Source organism: Acidovorax sp. NN32 (assembly GCF_057597245.1).
The window spans coordinates 43,353-62,906 of sequence record NZ_CP199679.1; the positions used below are offsets into that span (position 1 = coordinate 43,353).

The 19,554-nt window shown below is 63.9% G+C and carries 13 protein-coding genes; 9 read left to right on the forward strand and 4 right to left on the reverse strand.

Annotated elements, in window-relative coordinates:
* The first annotated feature begins 274 nt into the window (after nucleotides 1-274).
* From ACT89O_RS00235 to ACT89O_RS00245, 3 genes are read left to right on the forward strand one after another with little or no spacing between them, the layout of a single operon-like run.
* Nucleotides 275-2,299 carry a TonB-dependent receptor plug domain-containing protein gene (locus ACT89O_RS00235; RefSeq protein WP_487261488.1) on the forward strand — a complete coding sequence of 675 codons (2,025 nt, stop codon included), beginning with the start codon at nucleotides 275-277 and terminating at the stop codon, nucleotides 2,297-2,299.
* A gap of 3 nt (nucleotides 2,300-2,302) precedes the next feature.
* On the forward strand, nucleotides 2,303-2,848 hold the full coding sequence (locus tag ACT89O_RS00240; RefSeq protein WP_218300712.1) for a YfiR family protein: 546 nt from the start codon (nucleotides 2,303-2,305) through the stop codon (nucleotides 2,846-2,848).
* Entirely contained in the window at nucleotides 2,845-4,770 is a 1,926-nt protein-coding gene (locus ACT89O_RS00245; protein ID WP_487261489.1) for a putative bifunctional diguanylate cyclase/phosphodiesterase, read from the forward strand. Before ACT89O_RS00240 ends, ACT89O_RS00245 begins: the two co-directional genes overlap by 4 nt.
* Nucleotides 4,771-4,789: 19 nt before the next feature.
* Here ACT89O_RS00245 and ACT89O_RS00250 read toward each other — a convergent pair whose 3' ends face one another.
* A complete protein-coding gene (locus ACT89O_RS00250; protein WP_055393669.1) occupies nucleotides 4,790-5,152 on the reverse strand; it encodes a YciI family protein in 363 nt (120 codons plus the stop codon).
* Nucleotides 5,153-5,563: 411 nt separating this feature from the next.
* Here ACT89O_RS00250 and leuA point away from each other — a divergent pair, with 411 nt between their 5' ends.
* The 3 genes from leuA to ACT89O_RS00265 all read left to right on the forward strand — a co-directional run bounded on the left by leuA (nucleotide 5,564) and on the right by ACT89O_RS00265 (nucleotide 9,150).
* Complete coding sequence (leuA, locus tag ACT89O_RS00255) at nucleotides 5,564-7,243, forward strand: 2-isopropylmalate synthase (protein WP_487261490.1); 1,680 nt, start codon at nucleotides 5,564-5,566, stop codon at nucleotides 7,241-7,243.
* Nucleotides 7,244-7,375: 132 nt separating this feature from the next.
* Nucleotides 7,376-7,882 carry a C40 family peptidase gene (locus tag ACT89O_RS00260; RefSeq protein ID WP_176887658.1) on the forward strand — a complete coding sequence of 169 codons (507 nt, stop codon included), beginning with the start codon at nucleotides 7,376-7,378 and terminating at the stop codon, nucleotides 7,880-7,882.
* A gap of 167 nt (nucleotides 7,883-8,049) precedes the next feature.
* Entirely contained in the window at nucleotides 8,050-9,150 is a 1,101-nt protein-coding gene (locus ACT89O_RS00265) for a 3-deoxy-7-phosphoheptulonate synthase (protein WP_055393663.1), read from the forward strand.
* A 29-nt stretch (nucleotides 9,151-9,179) separates the two neighbouring features.
* On the opposite strand, the gene ACT89O_RS00270 is transcribed toward ACT89O_RS00265, so the two are convergent.
* On the reverse strand, nucleotides 9,180-9,638 hold the full coding sequence (locus tag ACT89O_RS00270; protein ID WP_487261491.1) for a PaaI family thioesterase: 459 nt from the start codon (nucleotides 9,636-9,638) through the stop codon (nucleotides 9,180-9,182).
* The gene (locus ACT89O_RS00275) at nucleotides 9,635-10,078 is read right to left on the reverse strand and encodes a MerR family DNA-binding transcriptional regulator (RefSeq protein WP_055393661.1); all 444 of its coding nucleotides are present in this window, start codon (nucleotides 10,076-10,078) and stop codon (nucleotides 9,635-9,637) included. The genes ACT89O_RS00270 and ACT89O_RS00275 overlap by 4 nt, the downstream gene beginning before the upstream one ends.
* Nucleotides 10,079-10,411: 333 nt before the next feature.
* Between ACT89O_RS00275 and ACT89O_RS00280 the strand changes: the two genes are divergently transcribed.
* Nucleotides 10,412-15,298 (forward strand): EAL domain-containing protein, encoded by a 4,887-nt coding sequence (locus ACT89O_RS00280; RefSeq protein WP_487261492.1) that lies wholly within the window; start codon nucleotides 10,412-10,414, stop codon nucleotides 15,296-15,298.
* Between the two features lie 1,016 nt (nucleotides 15,299-16,314).
* Here the strand turns inward: ACT89O_RS00280 and ACT89O_RS00285 are convergent.
* Complete coding sequence (locus ACT89O_RS00285) at nucleotides 16,315-16,911, reverse strand: Spy/CpxP family protein refolding chaperone (RefSeq protein ID WP_487261493.1); 597 nt, start codon at nucleotides 16,909-16,911, stop codon at nucleotides 16,315-16,317.
* A 416-nt stretch (nucleotides 16,912-17,327) separates the two neighbouring features.
* Between ACT89O_RS00285 and ACT89O_RS00290 the strand changes: the two genes are divergently transcribed.
* On the forward strand, nucleotides 17,328-18,392 hold the full coding sequence (locus ACT89O_RS00290; RefSeq protein WP_487261494.1) for a recombination-associated protein RdgC: 1,065 nt from the start codon (nucleotides 17,328-17,330) through the stop codon (nucleotides 18,390-18,392).
* Between the two features lie 159 nt (nucleotides 18,393-18,551).
* Nucleotides 18,552-19,541: an acyltransferase family protein gene (locus tag ACT89O_RS00295; protein WP_487261495.1), complete on the forward strand. Its 990-nt coding sequence runs from the start codon at nucleotides 18,552-18,554 to the stop codon at nucleotides 19,539-19,541.
* Nucleotides 19,542-19,554: the final 13 nt, after the last annotated feature.

The window sequence follows — 19,554 nt, forward strand, 5'->3', positions numbered from 1 at the left end:
TAGTGCGGATCGGGATGGGCCGCAAGGCGTCTTTTTGCAGCCAATAGCCCAGCTATTGGCAAGAAAAGCAACGCAGCGGACCGCCCGAGACCGCGCTATCACCGACCGCAGGGAGCTATGCAGGTCATCCCTAAGGGTCATCACCGATCCCCGGAGGGACTGTTCGGTCCCGGCGATGGATACACTTTGTAAACCTTTCGCCCCACTGATTCACAAACCTCCAGAACGCCTTGGCCTGCATGCGCGGGCCCTCACCACAGCGGGTGCACCACCCATGCAAAGAGGATCGGAACCCAATACAACCCAGCGGACACAGCAGCTGGTGCTGGCGCTGCTGTGTGGCTTTGCATCCCACGCTGCCGCGCAGGCGGACATTGCCCAGCTGCCGCTGGAACAGCTCATGCAGATGGAGGTCCGGACGGCCAGCCGGTATGCGCAAACCGCCCTGGAAGCGCCCGCCGTGGTGAGCGTGGTGACCGCAGACGACATCCGGCTTTTTGGCTACCGCACGCTGGCGGAAGTGCTGGGCAGCATGCGCGGGCTGTATGTCTCGTACGACCGCTCTTACCACTACCTTGGCACACGCGGCTTTGCCACACCGGGCGACTACAACACCCGGGTGCTGCTGCTGGTCAACGGCGTGCGCTTTAACGACAACCTCTACGACCAGGCCACCATCGGCACGGATTTCCCGCTCGACCTGGACCTGGTGGACCGCGTGGAGTTCGTTCCCGGGCCGGGCTCTGCGGTGTATGGCGCCAATGCGTTCTTTGGCGTGGTCAACGTCATCACGCGCAACGGCCGCCAGCTGGCCGGGCCGCAGATCAGCGTGGAGGCGGGCAGCCAAGGCAGCGCCAAGGCACGCTTCTCGCTGGGCACGGTGGATGCCCAGGGCAGCGACTGGCTCGTCGCGGTGACGCGCTCCAGCAGCCGGGGGGCAGACCAGCACTTTTCAGCGTTCGACGCGCCCGAGACCCACCATGGTGTGGCACACCGCCTGGATTTCGACCGCAGCACGCAGCTGTTTGCCCGCATGCAGCGGGAGGGGCTCACGCTCACCCTGGCCCATGGCGAGCGCATCAAGGGCACGCCCACGGCTTCGTTCTCGCAGGCCTTCAACGACCCACGCTCGCGCTACATCGACACCACCACCCGCCTGGCGGCCGAAACCACGCACCAGATTTCGCCCTCACTGGCGCTCACCGGCCGCGTACACGCCGGGCGCTACCGCTTCGTGGGCGACTATGTGTACGACTACCCACCCCTCACGGTCAACCGCGACGTCGGCACCGGGCAGTGGTGGGGCACCGACTGGCAGTGGGTCAGCACGGCGTTTGCACGCCACAAGCTCGCCTGGGGCATCGACTACCGGCGCGACACCCGCATCCAGCAGCTCAACGTCGATCTGGACCCACCCGCCCAGTACCTGGACACCCGCCGCTCGGGCGATGCGCTGGGCATCTACATGCAGGATGAATTTGCGCTGGCGCCCACACTCACGCTGCACACCGGGCTGCGCTGGGGCAAGCAGTCCGGCAGTGCGGGCAGCTTCCATCCCCGGCTGGGCCTGGTGTATTGGTGGAACCCCTCCACCGCCCTCAAGCTGCTGCACGGCACGGCCTACCGGCCCCCCAATGCCTACGAACGCGACTACCGCGTGGACCTGCCCGGCGGCATCGTCAGCTCGGAGGGGCTTCGGTCGGAAAAGGTGCGCACCACAGAGCTGGCCCTCGAACATGCCCCCACCGGCGCCACCCGCATGCTGCTGACGGCGTTCCGGTCGCAGGTGACCGACCTGATCGCGCTGGGCGATGCGAACGCAGCGGAAAGACTGACCTTCGGCAACACCGGCAGCGTGCGCGTTCACGGGCTGGAAGCCGAGGTGGAACAGCGCTGGCAAGGCGGCTCGCGCCTGCGTGTGGCCTATGGCTGGCAAAAGGCGCGCAACACCAGCACCCCCCAGCCGCTGACGAACTCTCCCCGGCACTTGCTCAAGGTCCAGTGGTCGGACACCCTGGCGCTGGGCGCATGGGCAACGCCAGGCGCTGGCAGGCCGGGCCAATATGCCGTGGAGGCCATTGGCGTGGGCGCGCGCGCAACCCGTTCGGGCGCACGCCTGCCGGGGACCATCGTCACCAACCTCGTCTACACACAACGCTTTGCGGATGTGGACGTGTCGATGGGCGTCTACAACCTGTTCAACCACCGGCATGCAGATCCCGCCTCGTACGAGATCCGCGAAGAATCGATCCGGCAGGATGGACGGACCTACCGGCTCAAGCTCACCTACGCGTTCTGAGCCATGTACAACGCCATCCACCTGGGCAAGATACTGTGGTTCGGCCTGTGTTTGCTGGGCGGGTTGGTCGGCCTGGCGCATGCCACCAACCCCGTGGAAGAACCCGACCTCAAGGCCGCCTATATCTTCAACTTCATCCAGTTCATCGAATGGCCTGACAACGACAGCGCCATGGGCAGCGAACTGACCGTCTGCGTCTCGCCCTTCAGTCCACTCAAGCGCCCCCTGACCGCCCTGGAAGGCAAACAGGCCGCCAAAGGCCGTACCGTGCGGATCAGGCTGCTGGAGATGGCCAGCCTGCGCGACTGCAGGGTGCTCATCCTGCAAAACGCAGACGTGGAGCAGGCATTGCGAGCGCTTCGAACCCTGTCTCAGGGCCATGGCGTGCTGACGGTCTCGGATGAGCTGACCTTCGTCAACCCGGAGATCGTCATCGCTCTCACCCAGCAGGAAGGGCGTATCGTGTTCGGCATCAGCCCCGACGCCGCCGCCAAGGCGGGTCTCACGATCAGCTCCCGACTGCTGCGGCTGGCCAAGGTGTACCGATGAGAACCCAGGCCCCCGAACCCCAGATTGCCATCCCGGCGCCACCGCTGCCGCCCGTGCTGCTGTCGTCCAGGCTGGTGGTAACGGGCATCCTGGCGGCGGGCCTGGCGCTTTTGACGGTGGTGTTGGCACTCACAGGGCTGGACTACTGGAGCACGCGCCAGTCCATGCTGCAGGACAGCCGCGTGGAGGCCGCCATCGTCGCGGACAACATTGCGGCCGCTGTCATGTTCCGAGATGCGCGCACGGCCAACGAAATGCTCGCGGCGCTGAAGTCGTCGCCCATGGTGCTGGTCGCCGGGGTGTACGACGCCCAGGGCCTGCTGCTGGCGCACTACACACGCGGGCCAGACGACAGCTTCCCCGCCACGCTGGCGGCCGCTGGCATGGGCGGGTTGGCCGAGCGTGCGGGGCTGAGCGTGCTGGAGATTGCCCGGCCGGTTGAAACGGCGGGCGTGGCAGAGGGAACCCTGTACTTTCGCAAGTCCATGCGTGCGGTGTACTCGCGCCTGGCCATTCGTTTTGTCAGCGCGTTGCTGATTGCCGGGTGTGTGATGGCCATGGCCGCCGCCATGGTGCTGCGCAGCCAGGCGGCCGTGCGCAACGCCGAGAACCGGCTGCACGCGCTCGCCCATACCGATGCCGTCACGGGCACGGGCAACCGGCACGCCTTCAATGAACGCTTGGCCGCAGCGATCGAAGCCGCCCGGGACCAGGGCACCCGCGTGGCCCTGGTGTACATCGATCTCGACAATTTCAAGACGCTCAACGACACCTTCGGACATGCGGCCGGAGATGGTTTGCTGCGCCAGGTGGCGCGGCGCCTGCAGTCCGTGGTGCGCAGCACCGACGCGATCTCGCGCCTGGGGGGCGACGAGTTCGCCGTGATCCTGCCGCTGGACATGGACGACGCAGCGCTCAACACCTATGGCCAGCGGATTGTTGGCACCTTCCACCATTCGTTCACCGAAGTCGGCCAGCAGATGACCATGACCTGCAGCGCTGGCATCGCCACCTTTCCGGGTGATGCGGCCGACATGGACGGCCTGGTCAGCAATGCCGATACGGCCATGTACCGCGCCAAGGAAATGGGCAAGAACCGCTGTGTGCGGTTTGACGCGTCGATGAACCAGGCGGTGGTCCGGCGCCAGGCCATCGAGCATGCACTGCGCGCCGCGCTCCAGCAGGGCGAGGGCCTCGCGCTGCACTACCAGCCGCTTTTTGCCGCCACCGACCGCGCCCTGGTGGGCGCCGAGGCGCTGCTGCGCTGGTCGCATGCGGAGCTGGGCAACGTTTCGCCGCTGGAGGCCGTGATGGTGGCCGAGGACTGCGGCCTCATCGTGCCGCTGGGCTACTGGGTGATGCGCACGGCCTGCCGCGATGCCGCCCGGTGGCAGGCGGGCGGGCCGCTCCGGGTGTCGGTCAACATCTCGGCACGGCAGTTGGGCGACCCGCAGTTTCTGGAGCGCGTGATGGACATCCTGCGCGAAGAGGGCCTGCCCGCCCACCTGCTCGAAATCGAACTCACCGAAACCGTGCTGATGGACAACATGGAGGCCGGTGCGCACACCCTGCACCGCCTGAGCCAGCTGGGCATCCACCTGGCCATTGACGACTTTGGCACCGGCTACTCCTCCTTGGCCTACCTGCGGCAGTTGCCGATGCGGCGCCTCAAGATCGACCGCAGCTTTGTCAAGGACCTGCCCGGCCAGGAACACAGCCGCACCATCGTCACCGCCATCGTGGCGCTGGCCCACGGGCTGGGGCTGCAGATCACAGCCGAAGGGGTGGAAACGCCCGAGCAGGCCGACTACCTGGTGCGCCAGGGCTGCGATGTGCTGCAGGGCTACCTGTTTGCGCGGCCCATGCCGGTGGGGGAGTTTCAGGCACAGCTGCAGGAAGGCACTGCGCGCCGGGGAGTGTGAAAAGCGTCAGTGCCCCGGATCACAAAGCCCCGTGGTAACACGGCGCCACTTCGCGCACCTCGACAGTGGCCCATTCGGCGGCCGGGCATTCACGGGCAATGGCCACAGCCTCCTCGCGCGTGGCGCAGTCGAGCAGGTAAAAGCCACCCACCATTTCTTTCGTCTCGGCAAAGGGTCCATCGACCATGCGGGCCTGGCCTTCGCGCACCTGCAGGCGCACGGCCTGCTCGGTGGAGGCCAGCGATTCGGAGGCACGCAGCAGGCCCCGGGCCTGCAGGCCTTCGCCAAAACGCAGCATGCGCGCATAGGCCTCCTGGCCCCCCGCCAGCCCCCGCTCGGCCCGTTGGCCGTGGGGTTCCATGATGAGCAGCATGTAGGCCATGAAAAGATCTCCTGACGAAACAGATGGGGAGGGCACGCAGCGAAAGGCGCCATCCTATCAGCAGTATTCACTATTAATTTGATAGCTATCAGCGCTTATCCATCAAGCGCTAGCGGCAATTTTCATCAAAATAATTGCGCACCGCAGCAAGCCTGTGCTATCTTTGCCCCTATGCAACGCAGCATGCTCCTATCCACCCTATCGCTAGGCCTAGTGCCTGGCCGGGGTCTGCCTGCGTTCGCCACCGTTGCCTGATCCGCTCAGCGCAACACCTGATCTCCCCCTGACCCCGGCCCGCGAACCAGCCTTTGCACATGCAAAGGGCTGCAGGGGATGTCATTCGTTTCTAGATTCGTTTGACCTGTGCACCGTGTATTTCACACCGCACACACCGTTCGTGGAGCCTTTGTCATGATTTCCAAACCCGCCACCAAGTACCAGCCCATTGCCCCGGTCGCGTTGACCGATCGCCAGTGGCCCACTCGCAGCATCACCCACGCGCCCGTGTGGCTGTCCACCGATTTGCGCGACGGCAACCAGGCCTTGTTCGAGCCCATGAACGGCGAGCGCAAGATGAAGCTCTATGAAGAGCTGGTGCGCATCGGCTTCAAGGAGATCGAGGTCGGTTTTCCGGCAGCATCGCAGACGGACTTCGACTTTGTGCGCCGCCTCATCGACGAGAACCTCATCCCCGATGACGTGACCATCATGGTCATGACCCAGTCGCGCGAGGACCTCATTGCGCGCACCGTGGAGGCCGTGAAAGGCGCGCCCCGCGCCATCGTGCACCTCTACAACGCCACGGCCCCCGCATGGCGGCGCATCGTGTTCGGCATGAACGTGACGCAGGTGATGCAGCTCATCGCGCACCACGTGGGCTACCTCAAGCAGCTTACCGATGCACAGCCCGAAACGCAGTGGACCTTGCAGTATTCACCCGAGACCTTCAGCGCCACCGAACTCAGCGTTTCCCTCAAGGCCTGCCAGACCGCGATTGCCGCATGGAACGCGGGCCCCGGCCGTCCCATCATCATCAACCTGCCCACCACGGTGGAGAACGCCACGCCCAACGTGTTTGCCGACCAGATCGAGTGGATGGACCGGCACCTCAGCCCGCGCGAGCACATCACGCTCTCGGTGCACCCGCACAATGACCGGGGCACGGGCGTGGCGGCGGCAGAACTTGCGATGATGGCCGGCGCCGACCGCGTGGAAGGCTGCCTCTTCGGCAACGGCGAGCGCTGCGGCAATGTGGACATCGTGACGCTGGCGCTCAACATGTATACGCAGGGCGTGCACCCGAACCTCGACTTCTCGGACATCACCTCGGTCGCGCGCATTGCCGAGGAATGCACCTCGCTGCCCGTGCACCCGCGCCACCCGTACGCTGGCGACCTGGTGTTCACCGCATTCTCGGGCTCGCACCAGGATGCGATCAAAAAGGGCTTTGCCGCGCAAGACCCGAACGCCTTGTGGGAAGTGCCGTACCTGCCCATCGACCCGGCGGACCTGGGCCGCACCTACGACAGCGTGATCCGCGTGAACAGCCAATCGGGCAAGGGCGGCATTGCTTTCCTGCTCGAACGCGAACACGGCGTGGTGATGCCGCGCCGCATGCAGGTCGAATTCAGCGCAGTAGTGCAACGGCAGACGGACGCGAGCGAGGGCGAAATGAGCGGCGAGGCGCTGTGGGACTTGTTCCAGACCACGTACCTGAAAGCGCCTGCGCACGCCGCCATCACCTGCCACAGCCACAAGCTCGATGAAGACGGGCAGGGCATCGAGCTGGACGTGACCATCGACGGCACGCGCCAGCATTTGCGCGGCCAGGGCAACGGGCCGATTGCCGCCACGGTGGATGCCCTCGGCCTGCCGCTGCGCGTGGACCACTATGAAGAGCGCGCCACCGGCACGGGCGCCAACGCCCAGGCGCTGGCGATTGTGGAAGCGGCCATGGACGGCGTGGCGGGCTCCACCTTTGGCGCGGGCGCGAGCCACAACATCGTGACTGCGTCGGTACAGGCCATCGTGAGCGTAGCCAACCGGTTGCTGCTGCGGCGCCAGACGACCGAAATCACTGCGACGGCATGAGCTCCCAAGTGTTGTAAAAAAGATAGCTGCCAACGCTTGATGCACAAGCGCTGGCGGCATTTTTGACCAATATCCCCAAGGCAGGAACGGGGTCAGCGCATGCGCCGGGCTCCATCCGTTACCCTTCGGTCCATGCGCGTTTTTCACAGCCTGGCCTTTGCCGCCTGCACCGCCGCCCTGCTGGCCCTGGGCGGCTGTGGCACCTCACGGCCGCCTTCGACGTCTTCTTCTTCGTCCGCCCCGATCCGCACCACGCCGCCCCTGACCGCCGAGCAGGCACACGACATCGCCATCCACGCACTGGGCCTGGTGGGCACGCCGTACCGTTACGGTGGCAACACGCCCGACTCGGGTTTCGACTGCAGCGGGCTGATTGGTTACGTGTACCGCAACCAGGTCGGCACACCGCCGCCGCGCACGGTGGCGCAGCTCAACAACTGGGGATACCGAATCGACGGTGGCGAGTTGCGCGCCGGAGACCTGGTGGTGTTTGGCACCGGCCGCCAGCCCAACCATGCGGGCATCTATGTGGGGGAAGGGCGTTTTGTGCACGCGCCCTCCACGGGCGGAACGGTGCGGCTGGATCACCTGCAGTCGCGCCATTGGGCGCGGCAGAATGCGGCGTTCCGCAGGCCGTAGAGGCTCCCCCTGAGTCGCTTTCGGCGCCTTCCCCCTGAGGGGGACGACGCACTCGCTGCGGGGCGGCCCTTGCTCTGCGTCACTGGCCTGGGCCGCGCCAGTTCCGAGCCGTGTGACCACCTCCTTGACCAGTAGGCAACGGCGGCTCCGCGACAATCGGGGCCACCATGACCCACGCACACCGCTCCGCCAACCCCATTTCCACCCACGACACCACACGCATTGATGACACGCGCATCAAGGCAGTGCGTCCGCTGATTACGCCTGCGCTGCTGCAGGAGTGGCTGCCCGCACCCGATGCGGCGCAGGCGCTGGTCGAATCGAGCCGCGCCGCCATCTCACGCGTACTGCACGGGCAGGACGACCGGCTCATCGTGGTGGTGGGGCCCTGCTCCATCCACGACCACGACCAGGCCATGGACTACGCGCGCCAGCTCAAGCAACAGGCGGATGCGCTGCAGGCCGATCTGCTCGTCGTCATGCGCGTGTACTTTGAAAAGCCGCGCACCACGGTGGGCTGGAAGGGCTACATCAACGATCCGCACCTGGATGGAAGTTTTGCCATCAACGAAGGGCTGGAGCTGGCGCGCCAGCTGCTGCTCGATGTGCTGGCCACGGGCCTGCCGGTGGGCACCGAATTTCTGGACCTGCTCTCGCCACAGTTCATCAGCGACCTGGTGAGCTGGGGCGCGATAGGCGCGCGCACCACCGAGAGCCAGAGCCACCGCCAGCTGGCCAGTGGCCTGTCGTGCCCCGTGGGCTTCAAGAACGGCACGGATGGCGGCGTGAAGGTGGCCAGCGACGCCATCCAGGCCGCGCAGGCATCGCACGCGTTCATGGGCATGACCAAGATGGGCCAGGCCGCCATTTTTGAGACGCGCGGCAACCAGGACTGCCATGTGATCCTGCGCGGCGGCAAGCAGCCTAACTACAGCGCTGCCGATGTAGATGCTGCCTGCGCCATGCTCAAGGCGGCGGGCCTGCGCGAGCAGGTGATGATCGACGTGAGCCATGCCAACAGCAGCAAGCAGCACCAGCGTCAGATCACAGTGGCGGCAGAAGTGGCCGAGCAGATTGCAGCCGGTGATGCGCGCATCACCGGCCTGATGATCGAAAGCCATCTGAACGAAGGCCGACAGGACATCGTGCCCGGCCAGCCGCTGCAACACGGTGTGTCGGTGACTGACGCCTGCATCAGCCTGGCGCAGACCGTGCCGGTGCTTGAAGGGTTGGCGGCCGCCGTGCGGGCGCGGCGCTCGCGGGCGTAATCCCACCGCAGAACGGGACGGCCCGCCACCTACCGCGCAGCGGCGGGATCGATATTGCGCGCCGTGGCCAGGAGCGTGGCGCACAGGGTTTCCTGGCCGTTCCCGTCCACCGCAAAAACGTCGGACGCGCAGACGGTGAGTAACCGCCCTGCATCCACCACACGCCCGCGCGCGCGCAGGCAAACGCCCCGGGCAGGCGCCACGAGTTTCACGGTCGCGTCCACCGTGGCATTGGTCCACCCTGGCGGCAACACGCTGCCCGCTGCCGCCACCGCCGCAAAGTCGGCCACGGCAAACACAGCCGTGGCCTGTAACTGGCCGGGGCGAAAACTGAAGGCCTCACTCACCGGAATCTCCATCTCGACCCGGCCCGGTTCGGCGTGGACGAAGCGCAGCCCGAGCGTGCGGGCCATGGGCATGGCCCGCACAAAGGCCTGCAATGCGGCGATGGAGGCCGTGGGCAAAGGGGATGGCGAAGACAAAGTCATGGCGTTTTCCTGGAGGTTGGGGTTTGGGAGGGGGACTTGGTGGATGTGCTGGGCCGCACGCGCGGCCAGGCGCGGGGTGTCTCTCGCTTGCGTGTCTGTTGCGCCTGCAGCCACGCCTGGTGGTCGAGCACCACCTGCTTTTGGGCCTGCAACTGGCCGATCTGCTGCTCCAGCGCGGCCACGCGTTCCTGCAGGGCCAGCACCATGTCGTCGATGCCCAGCGTGCCGGCACGGTAGTCGTCAAGCCGCCGGGCAATCTGCGGCAGCGCAAAGCCCAGCTGGCGGGACATGGCGATGAACACCACCTCGCGCTTGATGCTGGCGGGATAGTCCCGGTATCCGTTGGCCCGGCGGTGCGGGCGAATCAGCCCCAGCCGTTCATAGTGGCGCAGGGCGTGGACGGACACCGAGGCCTGGCGGGCAAGTTCGGAGATCTGCATGGCACACAGGCTAGCAAGCCTGATGCTGCGCGAAGGTTGCCTTGGCGACTGTTTCCGCGCTGCCCGTGGTCGCTGGGCCGGTTTCCCCTTTGGGGCAAACCCGCATGCTGCGGTGCGTCAACATGGGTCTGTGCGGTGTAGCATTGCTGCTTTATTACAAGTTGTGGCCCCGGCGTTTGCGACTTCCTGCAGCGGCTGGGCCGTCCGGCATGTGCCGCCTTACCGCTCCACTTCCTTGTTGACGCAACTCCGGCCCTCCTACAACCCTCCCCAGGCAGCAAGGCGCCTGGAGGTCGGATGCGTGCCCCTGGGCCTGGCCCCAGCGTAACCACCATGCCGCCTGCGCACGCACCCCAAGAGGCCGCGCGGCTCCACGCACTGCAGTCCTACGCCATCCTGGATACCCCCCCGGAAGACGCGTTTGACCAGTTGGCCACACTGGCCGCGCGCGTCTGCGGCTGCCCCATGGCCGTGGTCAACTTTGTAGACAGCGAGCGCCAGTGGTTCAAGGCAGCTGTGGGTGTGCCTTTCGCGCAGACCGACCGTGCCATTGCCTTTTGCGTCCATGCGCTGGATGGCAACCGCGATGCCGTGGTGGTGCCGGACGCCCGCCAGCACCCCGCATTTGCGGGCAATCCGCTGGTGGTGGGCGAACCCCGTGTTCGTTTTTACGCCTGCGTGCCCCTTGTTACGCCGGAGGGCTTTGCACTGGGAACGCTGGCGGTGCTGGACACCGTGCCCCGCACGCTGGGGGACGAGCAGCTCGACGGTCTGAAGATCCTGGCAGGCCAGGCCATGGTGCAGCTGGAGCTGCGCCGCCAGAAGCGCCTGCTGGCCCAGCTGGTGCAAGAGCGCGACCAGATGCACGCGGAGATGCTGGCCCAGAGCGATGCGCTGCGTGTGGCAGGACAGATTGCGCGCATCGGGGGATGGACGGTAGAGCTCCCCAGCCTCCAACTGACCTGGTCACAGGAGATCGCTGCCGCCTACGGGCTCACCCACCGCGTAGGCAGCCTGGCCCAGGTGCTGCAGCTGTACACCCCGCCCTACCGGGTGCACCTGCAAAAGGCCTTTGATGAATGCATGCACCATGGCACCCCCTTCGACGTCGAGGCTGAGGTGGCCATGCCTGGTGGCGGGCGATTCTGGGTGCGCACAGCAGGACAGGCGGCGCGTGATGCCCATGGCCAGATCATCCGCATCCAGGGCGCCTTCCAGGACATCTCGGTCCAGCACCAGGCGCGGCAGGCACGCCGCGAAAGCGAAGAACGCTTTCACCTGGTCTCGCGTGCCACGGCCGATGCTGTGTGGGACTGGAACCTGCACACGGATGCCATGTGGTGGAACGAGGGCATGCAGAACCTGTTCGGCGTGCCGCTGGACGAGCTGCCCCCCGACAGCACCTCCTGGACCCTGCGGCTGCACCCCGACGACAGCCAGGAAATCCTCCACAGCATCCATGCAGCCATTGATGGCACCGACAACCACTGGTCGGCCGAGTACCGCTTTCTTCGGAAGGACGGCACGTATGCCTGGGTGCTGGACCGGGGCTTCCTGATCCGCGACTCCGCCGGCAAGGCCGTGCGCATGGTGGGCGGCATGACCGACATCAGCGTACAGAAGCTGACCGAGCTCGACGCGCAGCGTGATGCGCAGAACCATGCCGAGCTGCTGCATGTGCAGCAGCGCATCTCGTCGCTGGACATGCCCCTGCCCGACGTGCTGCAACTGGTGGCCGACACGGTGCTGCGCCAGACGCTGGCCCGGGGCGCGCTGGTGGAGCTGTTGCAGGGCCACCAGCTGGTGGCGCAGGCCTCGGCAGGCGACCATGTGCGGCCCGTGGGGCACCTGCTGGCCGTGGACCAGAGCCTGCTCTGGCCCGCACTGCGCGAAGGGCGCACCGTGGTGTGCAACGACACCGAGGCCGAGGGCTGGGACATGGCTTCGCTGCCCCATCGCCATGGCGTGCGCTCCGTGATGGCGGTGCCGCTGCGCACGGCGCAGGGGGTGGTGGGCTCGCTCAAGGTGACGTCTGACAAGCCCAACGCGTTCTCGCGGCGCGACGTGGCGCACCTGGAGATCCTTACCGAATCCCTGGGGGCCATGGTGCAGCTGCGGCATGTGGCCGGGCAGCTCAAGGCGTCGGAGCAGCAGTACCGCATGCTGTTCAACGAGCATCCCCATCCCATGTGGGTGTACGACAAGGAAACGCTGCGCCTGCAGGCTGTGAACCAGTCGATGGAAACCCACTACGGCTACACCGAGGCCGAGCTGCTGGCCATGGACATGACCGACCTGTGGCCCGCCGAGCGGCACGCAACCATCCGGGAGGCCCTGCATGCGATTGCGATCGACCAGCGCAACAAGCCAGTGATCAGCCGCCACGTCAAGAAGGACGGCAGCTTCATGGATGTGGAGATCACGGCTGGCAGCATCAGCTTCAATGGCCGCCCGGCACGCCAGGTGCTGGCCACCGACGTGACCGAACGCCTGCGCACCGAGCGCGAACTGGCCCGCATGGGCCGTGCGCAGCGCCTTCTGAGCGCCTGCAACGAAACCCTGGTGCGCGCCACCTCCGAAACCGCGCTGCTGCAGGCCATCTGCCAGATTGCCGTGGACATTGGCGGCTACCGCATGGGCTGGGTGGGGTTTGCGCTGGACGACGAACGCAAATCCATCCAGCCTGTAGCCCACGCGGGCTACAACCAGAACTACCTCGAAAACCTGCAGCTTTCCTGGTCGGCCGATGACCCCTACGGCCGGGGGCCGGCGGGCATGGCCGTGCGTTCGGGCAAGCCCGTGATCGTGCAGGACATCCGCACCGAAGGCGACTTTGCCGACTGGACCGAGCGCATGCTGGACCACGGCTTCCACGGTGTGATCTGCCTGCCTTTGCAGGACCGTGATCGCAACCGCGACCGTACCTTTGGCCTGCTGTACCTCTACGCGCCGGACATTCTGCAGATCAGCCCTGAAGAGGCCGCCCTGCTGCAGGAACTCTCCAACGACCTGGCCTTTGGCATCACCAGCCTGCGCGCGCACAAGGCGCAGCAGCGGCTGCAGGCCTCGGTGCTCAAGGTGGCGGCGGCCGTGTCGGCCAGCACGGGCACCGAGTTTTTTGTGCAGCTGGTGCGCAACATGGCCGATGCCCTGGGGGCCCAGGGCGGCTGCGTGGTGCGGTTGCTGCCCCAAGCGCAAGGGCAACCACCCCGGGTGGTCACGCTGGCGGCGGTGCTGGACGGCCAGATGCTGCCCAACGACGAATACAGCCTGGAGGGCACGCCCAGCCTCATGCTGCTGACGCAGCGCGAGTACGTGGTGACCGACAAGGTACAGCAGCGCTATCCGGATGCGCCCGTGCTCCGTTACGTGGGCGCGCAGGCGTACGCAGGACAACAGCTGTGCAATGCCGACGGCGAAGTGGTGGGCATTGTGTTCGTGCTGTTCCGCCAGGCCATTGCAGAGACGGATTTCATCGCCTCCACGCTGCAGATCTTTGCCGCGCGCGCTTCGTCCGAGATCGACCGACAACTGGCCGACGCCCGCATCCGCCACCAGGCCTCGCTGCTGGACAAGGCGCAGGATGCCATCCTGGTGCGCGACCTGGAACACCGCATCATCTTCTGGAACAAAAGCGCCGAGCGCCTGTACGGCTGGTCGCAGCTGCAGGCGCTGGGCCAGTCCATCGAGACCCTGCTTTACGACGACCCCGCCCACTTTCGCCATGCCACCCAGTCGGTGCTGGAGCAAGGCGAGTGGACTGGCGAGATCGTGCAGCGCCACCGCGATGGCAGCACCATCGAGGTCGAGGGCCGCTGGACCCTGGTGCGCGGTGATGACGGCCAGCCGCAATCCATCCTCGCCATCAACACCGACATCCGGCAACGCAAGGCCAGCGAGCGCGAAATCCAGCGTCTGGCGTTCTACGACGCGCTCACCGGCCTGCCCAACCGCATGCTGCTCATGGACCGCATGGCCCATGCGCTGGCCAATGCCCAGCGGCGCCAGCAGGGCGGGGCGCTGCTGTTCATCGACCTAGACAACTTCAAGACCCTGAACGACACCCTTGGCCATGACCAGGGTGACCTGCTGCTGCAGCAGGTGGCGCAGCGCCTGAACACCTGCGTGCGCAGCGTGGATACGGTGGCCCGGCTGGGCGGCGACGAGTTTGTGGTGATGCTGGAAGAGCTGAGCCCCAAATCCCACGAACTGGCCCTGCACGCGCGCGGGGTGGGCGAGAAGATCCTGGCCATGCTGGCCGTGCCCTATGCGCTGGCAGGCTACCAATACCGCAGCACACCGAGCATCGGCATCGCGCCCTTCACCGGCGAGTTGACCAGCGTGGGCGAACTGCTCAAGCAGGCCGACCTGGCCATGTACCAGGCCAAGACGGCAGGGCGCAACACCCTGCGCTTTTTCGACCCCGACATGCAGGCCGTGGTGACGGCCCGCGCCGGGCTGGAAACCGACCTGCGTGCCGCACTGGCGCAGGAGGAATTTTTGCTGCACTTCCAGCCGCAGATGCACCAGTCGGGCCGCTGTGTGGGCGTAGAGGCCCTGGTGCGCTGGGCCCACCCGCAGCGCGGCATGGTGCCCCCTGCCGTATTCATACCGCTGGCCGAGGAAACCGGGCTCATCCTGCCACTGGGCCGCTGGGTGCTGCACACGGCGTGCAAGCTCCTGGCCACCTGGCAGGCCGACCCGCAGCTGGCCCACCTGACCATGGCGGTGAACGTGAGTTCGCGGCAGTTCCGCCACGCCAGTTTTGTGGACGACGTGGCCCGGGTGTTGGCCATCACCGGGGCACCGGCCCACCTGCTCAAGCTGGAGCTGACCGAAAGCCTGCTGGTGGAAGACATGGAGACCACCATCGCCACCATGGCCGCGCTGCGTTCGCACGGCGTGGGCTTCTCGCTGGACGACTTCGGCACCGGGTACTCGTCGCTGAGCTACTTGAAGCGCATGCCGCTCGATCAGCTCAAGATCGACCAGAGCTTTGTGCGCGACCTGCTGACCGACCCCAACGACGCCGCCATTGTGGACACCATCATCGGCCTGTCGCGCAGCCTGGGCCTGGAAGTCATCGCCGAAGGCGTGGAAACCCCCGAGCAACGCGAGCTGCTGGCCCGCGCGGGCTGCCAGCTCTACCAGGGCTACCTCTTCAGCCGCCCCCTGTCTGCGGACCTCCTGGGGGCCTTCCTGCGCCCTGCGGCTGCGTAGACGGCCTGCACGGCCCCGCGTTTTCCCCGATCGCCTTGCCACAACCGGCCCCGTGCACGGTGGTCGGCTGCGGTTTTCTCCCTGGGGTTGTGTCCCGTGCGCCCCCAAACATCGCCCCGTCCAGATGACAACCCCTGCCCTCGGGTGTGCCCCAAGTTGTCCCTCTTTCTTCTTCTTATGTTGTCTATAAATACATAGTCATAGTAGTAGAAGGCGACACGGAATGTGGACAACCGCATTTTCCCCAACCGCAGCGCGCACTTGCAGGTGCGCCAACCCTGTGCACCGATCCCTCTTGCCGTTGTCACGGGAACGGGGACAAAACACAGCGCCTGTCTTTTTCTGTGGATAACCACGTGGTTGTGCCAGAACTATCCCCAGTCTTGCGCACCGGCCCTGGTTCGTCATGAATTTGTGCCAAAAATTGGCTGTAGCGCTTGCTGCATAAGCGCTATTAGCTACATTATTAATAGCAAACATGAATTGCAGGAGCCGTGCAGCAAGTGCCGCTCCACCTCCACCTCAGCAAAGCGGTGCCCAAAAACGGAGGTCCGCACCCAGGTCTTGTTCATCCCCCCTTTCCGGGGCAGCCCACCAGAACGCGCGTGCGCCGCGGAATGGTGTTTCGACGGGTTCTGGTTATTCTTCTATAGTTCTATATATAAATAGCAGTAGTAGTAGAGCAAGCCACTTTCTGTGGACAAGGCCAATTTGTTCAATGTTGGCGCGGGGTTGCGCAGCTGCAAAGTCTGTGTGGCGGTCTGCACAAAGGGCGGGGCTCGCAGACAACAACTTCGGGCCATCGCCTTTTTGTGTGGATAACTGTCCAGTTGTGCCAGAACTGTTCCCAGTGTTATCCACAACGGGTGCCCGTCGACAACCTTTTCCATCCCACAAAGCACAAAGCACAAAGCCCGGGGTCCGTGGAGGACTCCGGGCTTTGTCAGGCAAGAAGAGAGGGAACCGCCGCCCACCTCCGAGCCGCCCCCTGCGTCAGGGCGGTCCCAGGAGGGGATTTACTTCGCGGGTGCTGTCTGCGGTTGCTGATGGCGGCCTTCGCCACCCCGCATGCCGTGGTGCCCGTGTCGGCCTTCGCCGTCGCCCTTCATGCCTGCCATGCCTCCCATACGGTGGCCGTGGTGGGCCTGGGCGTCAAAGGTTTTTTGCTGCTCGGGCGTCAGCGCCGCGTAGAAGGCCTTGGTGGCCTCGCCACGGCGGTCGGCCTCGGCGGCGTGCTGGGCGCGCATGGCCCGCATGCGGTCGATGCGCTCGGGGGTGGTCAGTTTGTCCATGTTCTGGCGGTCCAGACGGGCAGGGCGTTCGCCCGGTTGCATGGCCGCAGTGAACGTTGTCCACGCGGGTTCTTGCGCGGCGGTCAGCTTGAGTTGGCCCTTGAGGGCGGCCAGGCGTTTGGCATGGTGTTCGGCACGTTTTTCTGCACGGTCGCCATGGTGGCGTTCGTGCCGTTCTCCGGCCTTGTAGCGCGGGGCGGCTTCGGTTGTGGGGGCGCCAGCAGCGGGTGGTGTGGCCGGGGCTGGCTGGGCCAGAACAGGCAGGGCCAGCGCGGCCAGAACAGCGGTGGCGGCAAGGCGGTGTTGGAAGCGGAAAGCCATGGTGTGGGTCCTTTTACGGGGGTGGCTCGCTGGAACGACCGTTCCGGCGATTGAGAGTCAGTGTCCGCCCCGCATGTATCGCGGCCGTGCGCGTCGGATGACGCTGTGTAAAGTTGTGCCAAGAAGCTGCAGGCCTGCGCGATCAAGATTTTGATAAAAAATGGCCGCTAGCGCTTATCCATCAAGCGTTAATAGCTATTATATTTATAGCTAATTCAGGCGGCCATCGTTGCTTGTGCGCTCCGGCCGCAGGCTGCGTGCCGACGACCACCGACAATGGCATGTTCCGTGTCGGGCGGGCTGTTTTGTTCACGGGTTCGATCGCTCGATCATCCGTTGGCAACAGCTTCACCGATAGAGAAAGTGCTCTCGCTGAAAGCGCTTCACCACCAACGCTCCCGAACAAAAGGTTATCTGTGTTCAAGAACATGATCGTGTACCGCATTGCCCCGCAATGGCAGGTTGAATTGACGCAAGTAGAAGAAGCCCTGGCCAAGGCGCCCTTCATGGAATGTGGTGCCACCCAGGAAAAGTCCCTGGGCTGGGTGCCCCCGCGCGGTGATGCACACGGCCCGCTGGCCGAGTCGGTCGGGGGCCAGTGGATCCTGCGCTTCATGGTCGAATCCAAAGTGCTGCCCGGCAGCGTGCTGGCCCGCCGCGTGAAAGAAAAGGCCGAGCGCATCGAGCAGGAAACCGGCCGCAAGCCCGGCAAGAAGGAAAGCAAGGAGCTGAAAGACGAGGCCAAGCTGGACCTGCTACCCATGGCCTTCACCAAGCAGGGCTCGATGTGGTTGTGGATCGACACCACCTCGCGCCTGCTGGTGCTGGACACCTCCAGCCAGGGCCGCGCGGACGAAGTGGTCACCCTGCTGGTCGAGGCGCTGCCCGGCCTGTCGGTGTCGCTGCTAAACACCCAGACCAGCCCGCAGGCCGCCATGGCCCACTGGCTCAAGGAACAGGAGCCGCCCGTGGGCTTCACGGTGGACCGCGAGTGCGAACTCAAAAGCGCCAACGAGGAAAAAGCCGTGGTGCGCTACGCCCGCCACCCGCTGGATATCGAGGAGGTGCAGGCCCACATCGACGCCGGCAAGCTGCCCACCAAGCTGGCACTGACCTGGGACGACCGCGTGAGCTTCATGCTGACCGAAGGCCTGCAGATCAAAAAAGTGTCGTTCCTGGACACCGTGTTCGAGGGGACCAAAGCGGATGACGGTGGTTTTGATACCGATGTGGCGATTGCCACCGGCGAGCTGGTCAAGCTGATCCCGGACCTGATCGAGGCGCTGGGGGGAGAGGCTGAGAGTGGCGTGGCCAGTGCGGCAGCTGCGGTGGCCTCAGAGAGCGACAGCATGCCGGTACCTTCAGTGGAATCACGCGCCCCCACGAATTCAGCGCCTGCGCGAAAGAGTGGCGCTGGTGGCGTGGTGACGGGGCCTGCGCAAGTCCCGGTGGATACGGATCCGGAGTCGGCGCCGTTTTGAGCGGAGAGTGTGAGAGAGCTTAGAAGGTGCTTTCTCCTGAATGCCGAGGTGTCTGGCCTAACAGATGCCGGTTGTTTTGCCCGTGGTTTGGCCGGCATGCGACACCTACCTACCAATTCTGGTAGTTAATATTTAATTGTCTCGCTATAGAATATTTGGATGAGTATTATTTCGTCAAAAAATCACTCCATTGAAACCTTGAGAGCACTGGCCGTGCTCCTTGTTTTTGCGAATCATCTCCATACCTTGAAGGTTGTTTCTATTCCATATTTTGGAATTGTAGGGGGGTGGATTGGGGTACAGATTTTTTTTGTTATCAGTGGATATTTGATTATTCAAAGCGCAATTAGATACTCTGCGATTGAATATATTAAACATCGATTTTTTAGAATATATCCGGCATACCTGTTCTGGTTTGTTTTATTTTCTCTGGTTTTTGGTCATTTTCAATTGGAATCAATGGACTTTGAAAGTCTATTGATTCATTTGTTTTTTCTTCAGCATTTTTTTCCAGAAGCTTATTTAAAATATAATGCCTTGAGCGTGAGCTGGACATTGACCATCGAAGTGGTATGGTATGTGATTGCATTTCTCATCGCCGCCAAGTTTTTTAAAAGCCCAACCAAAATTACAGCGATTTTTGTAGTCGCTGCATGCGTTTGGGTGTTTGGTGGTACCAAATGGCATCCGTTGGTAAAAAGCATGGAAGGAATATATGTGTATTTCTTTATTCAAAATAATGCGATTTCCCAGATGCCATTTTTTCTTTTTGGTGCGTGGATTGCGGTCAAAAATCCAAGGTATGACAAAGCAGCGCTGTTAGCCGTATTTGTATCGACCGTGGTTCTTTTTAAATCATGGGAGCCAATATTTCCGTCACCGATATTTCTCACAGGTCTTGGAGTGGCGGCATTATTTCTTATTTTGAAAAATTCTGAGTATGAAAATCCGAAATCGGTGAAATTGATGTCGGATATTTCTTATTCATTCTATTTGATTCACTATCCAGTCATTGTTTTGACAACTTCTGTTGTTCAAAACAAGTACCATCAAATGTTTTTGTCTTTCTTTGCAACGGTTACAATTTCTTATTTGAGCTATATGCTGATTGAAAAGCCGTTCATGAACATGGCTAGAAAAAAATCATAATCAATTTTGGCGG

What these genes read in the sequence shown, in the direction of transcription:
- ACT89O_RS00265 (WP_055393663.1), top strand. Translation starts at nt 8,050, where the DNA reads ATGACCCACGCACACCGCTCCGCCAACCCCATTTCCACCCACGACACC.
- ACT89O_RS00280 (WP_487261492.1), top strand. Translation starts at nt 10,412, where the DNA reads ATGCCGCCTGCGCACGCACCCCAAGAGGCCGCGCGGCTCCACGCACTG.
- ACT89O_RS00245 (WP_487261489.1), top strand. Translation starts at nt 2,845, where the DNA reads ATGAGAACCCAGGCCCCCGAACCCCAGATTGCCATCCCGGCGCCACCG.
- ACT89O_RS00275 (WP_055393661.1), bottom strand. Translation starts at nt 10,078, where the DNA reads ATGCAGATCTCCGAACTTGCCCGCCAGGCCTCGGTGTCCGTCCACGCC.
- ACT89O_RS00235 (WP_487261488.1), top strand. Translation starts at nt 275, where the DNA reads ATGCAAAGAGGATCGGAACCCAATACAACCCAGCGGACACAGCAGCTG.
- ACT89O_RS00250 (WP_055393669.1), bottom strand. Translation starts at nt 5,152, where the DNA reads ATGGCCTACATGCTGCTCATCATGGAACCCCACGGCCAACGGGCCGAG.
- ACT89O_RS00240 (WP_218300712.1), top strand. Translation starts at nt 2,303, where the DNA reads ATGTACAACGCCATCCACCTGGGCAAGATACTGTGGTTCGGCCTGTGT.
- ACT89O_RS00270 (WP_487261491.1), bottom strand. Translation starts at nt 9,638, where the DNA reads ATGACTTTGTCTTCGCCATCCCCTTTGCCCACGGCCTCCATCGCCGCA.
- ACT89O_RS00285 (WP_487261493.1), bottom strand. Translation starts at nt 16,911, where the DNA reads ATGGCTTTCCGCTTCCAACACCGCCTTGCCGCCACCGCTGTTCTGGCC.
- ACT89O_RS00295 (WP_487261495.1), top strand. Translation starts at nt 18,552, where the DNA reads ATGAGTATTATTTCGTCAAAAAATCACTCCATTGAAACCTTGAGAGCA.
- ACT89O_RS00260 (WP_176887658.1), top strand. Translation starts at nt 7,376, where the DNA reads ATGCGCGTTTTTCACAGCCTGGCCTTTGCCGCCTGCACCGCCGCCCTG.
- leuA (WP_487261490.1), top strand. Translation starts at nt 5,564, where the DNA reads ATGATTTCCAAACCCGCCACCAAGTACCAGCCCATTGCCCCGGTCGCG.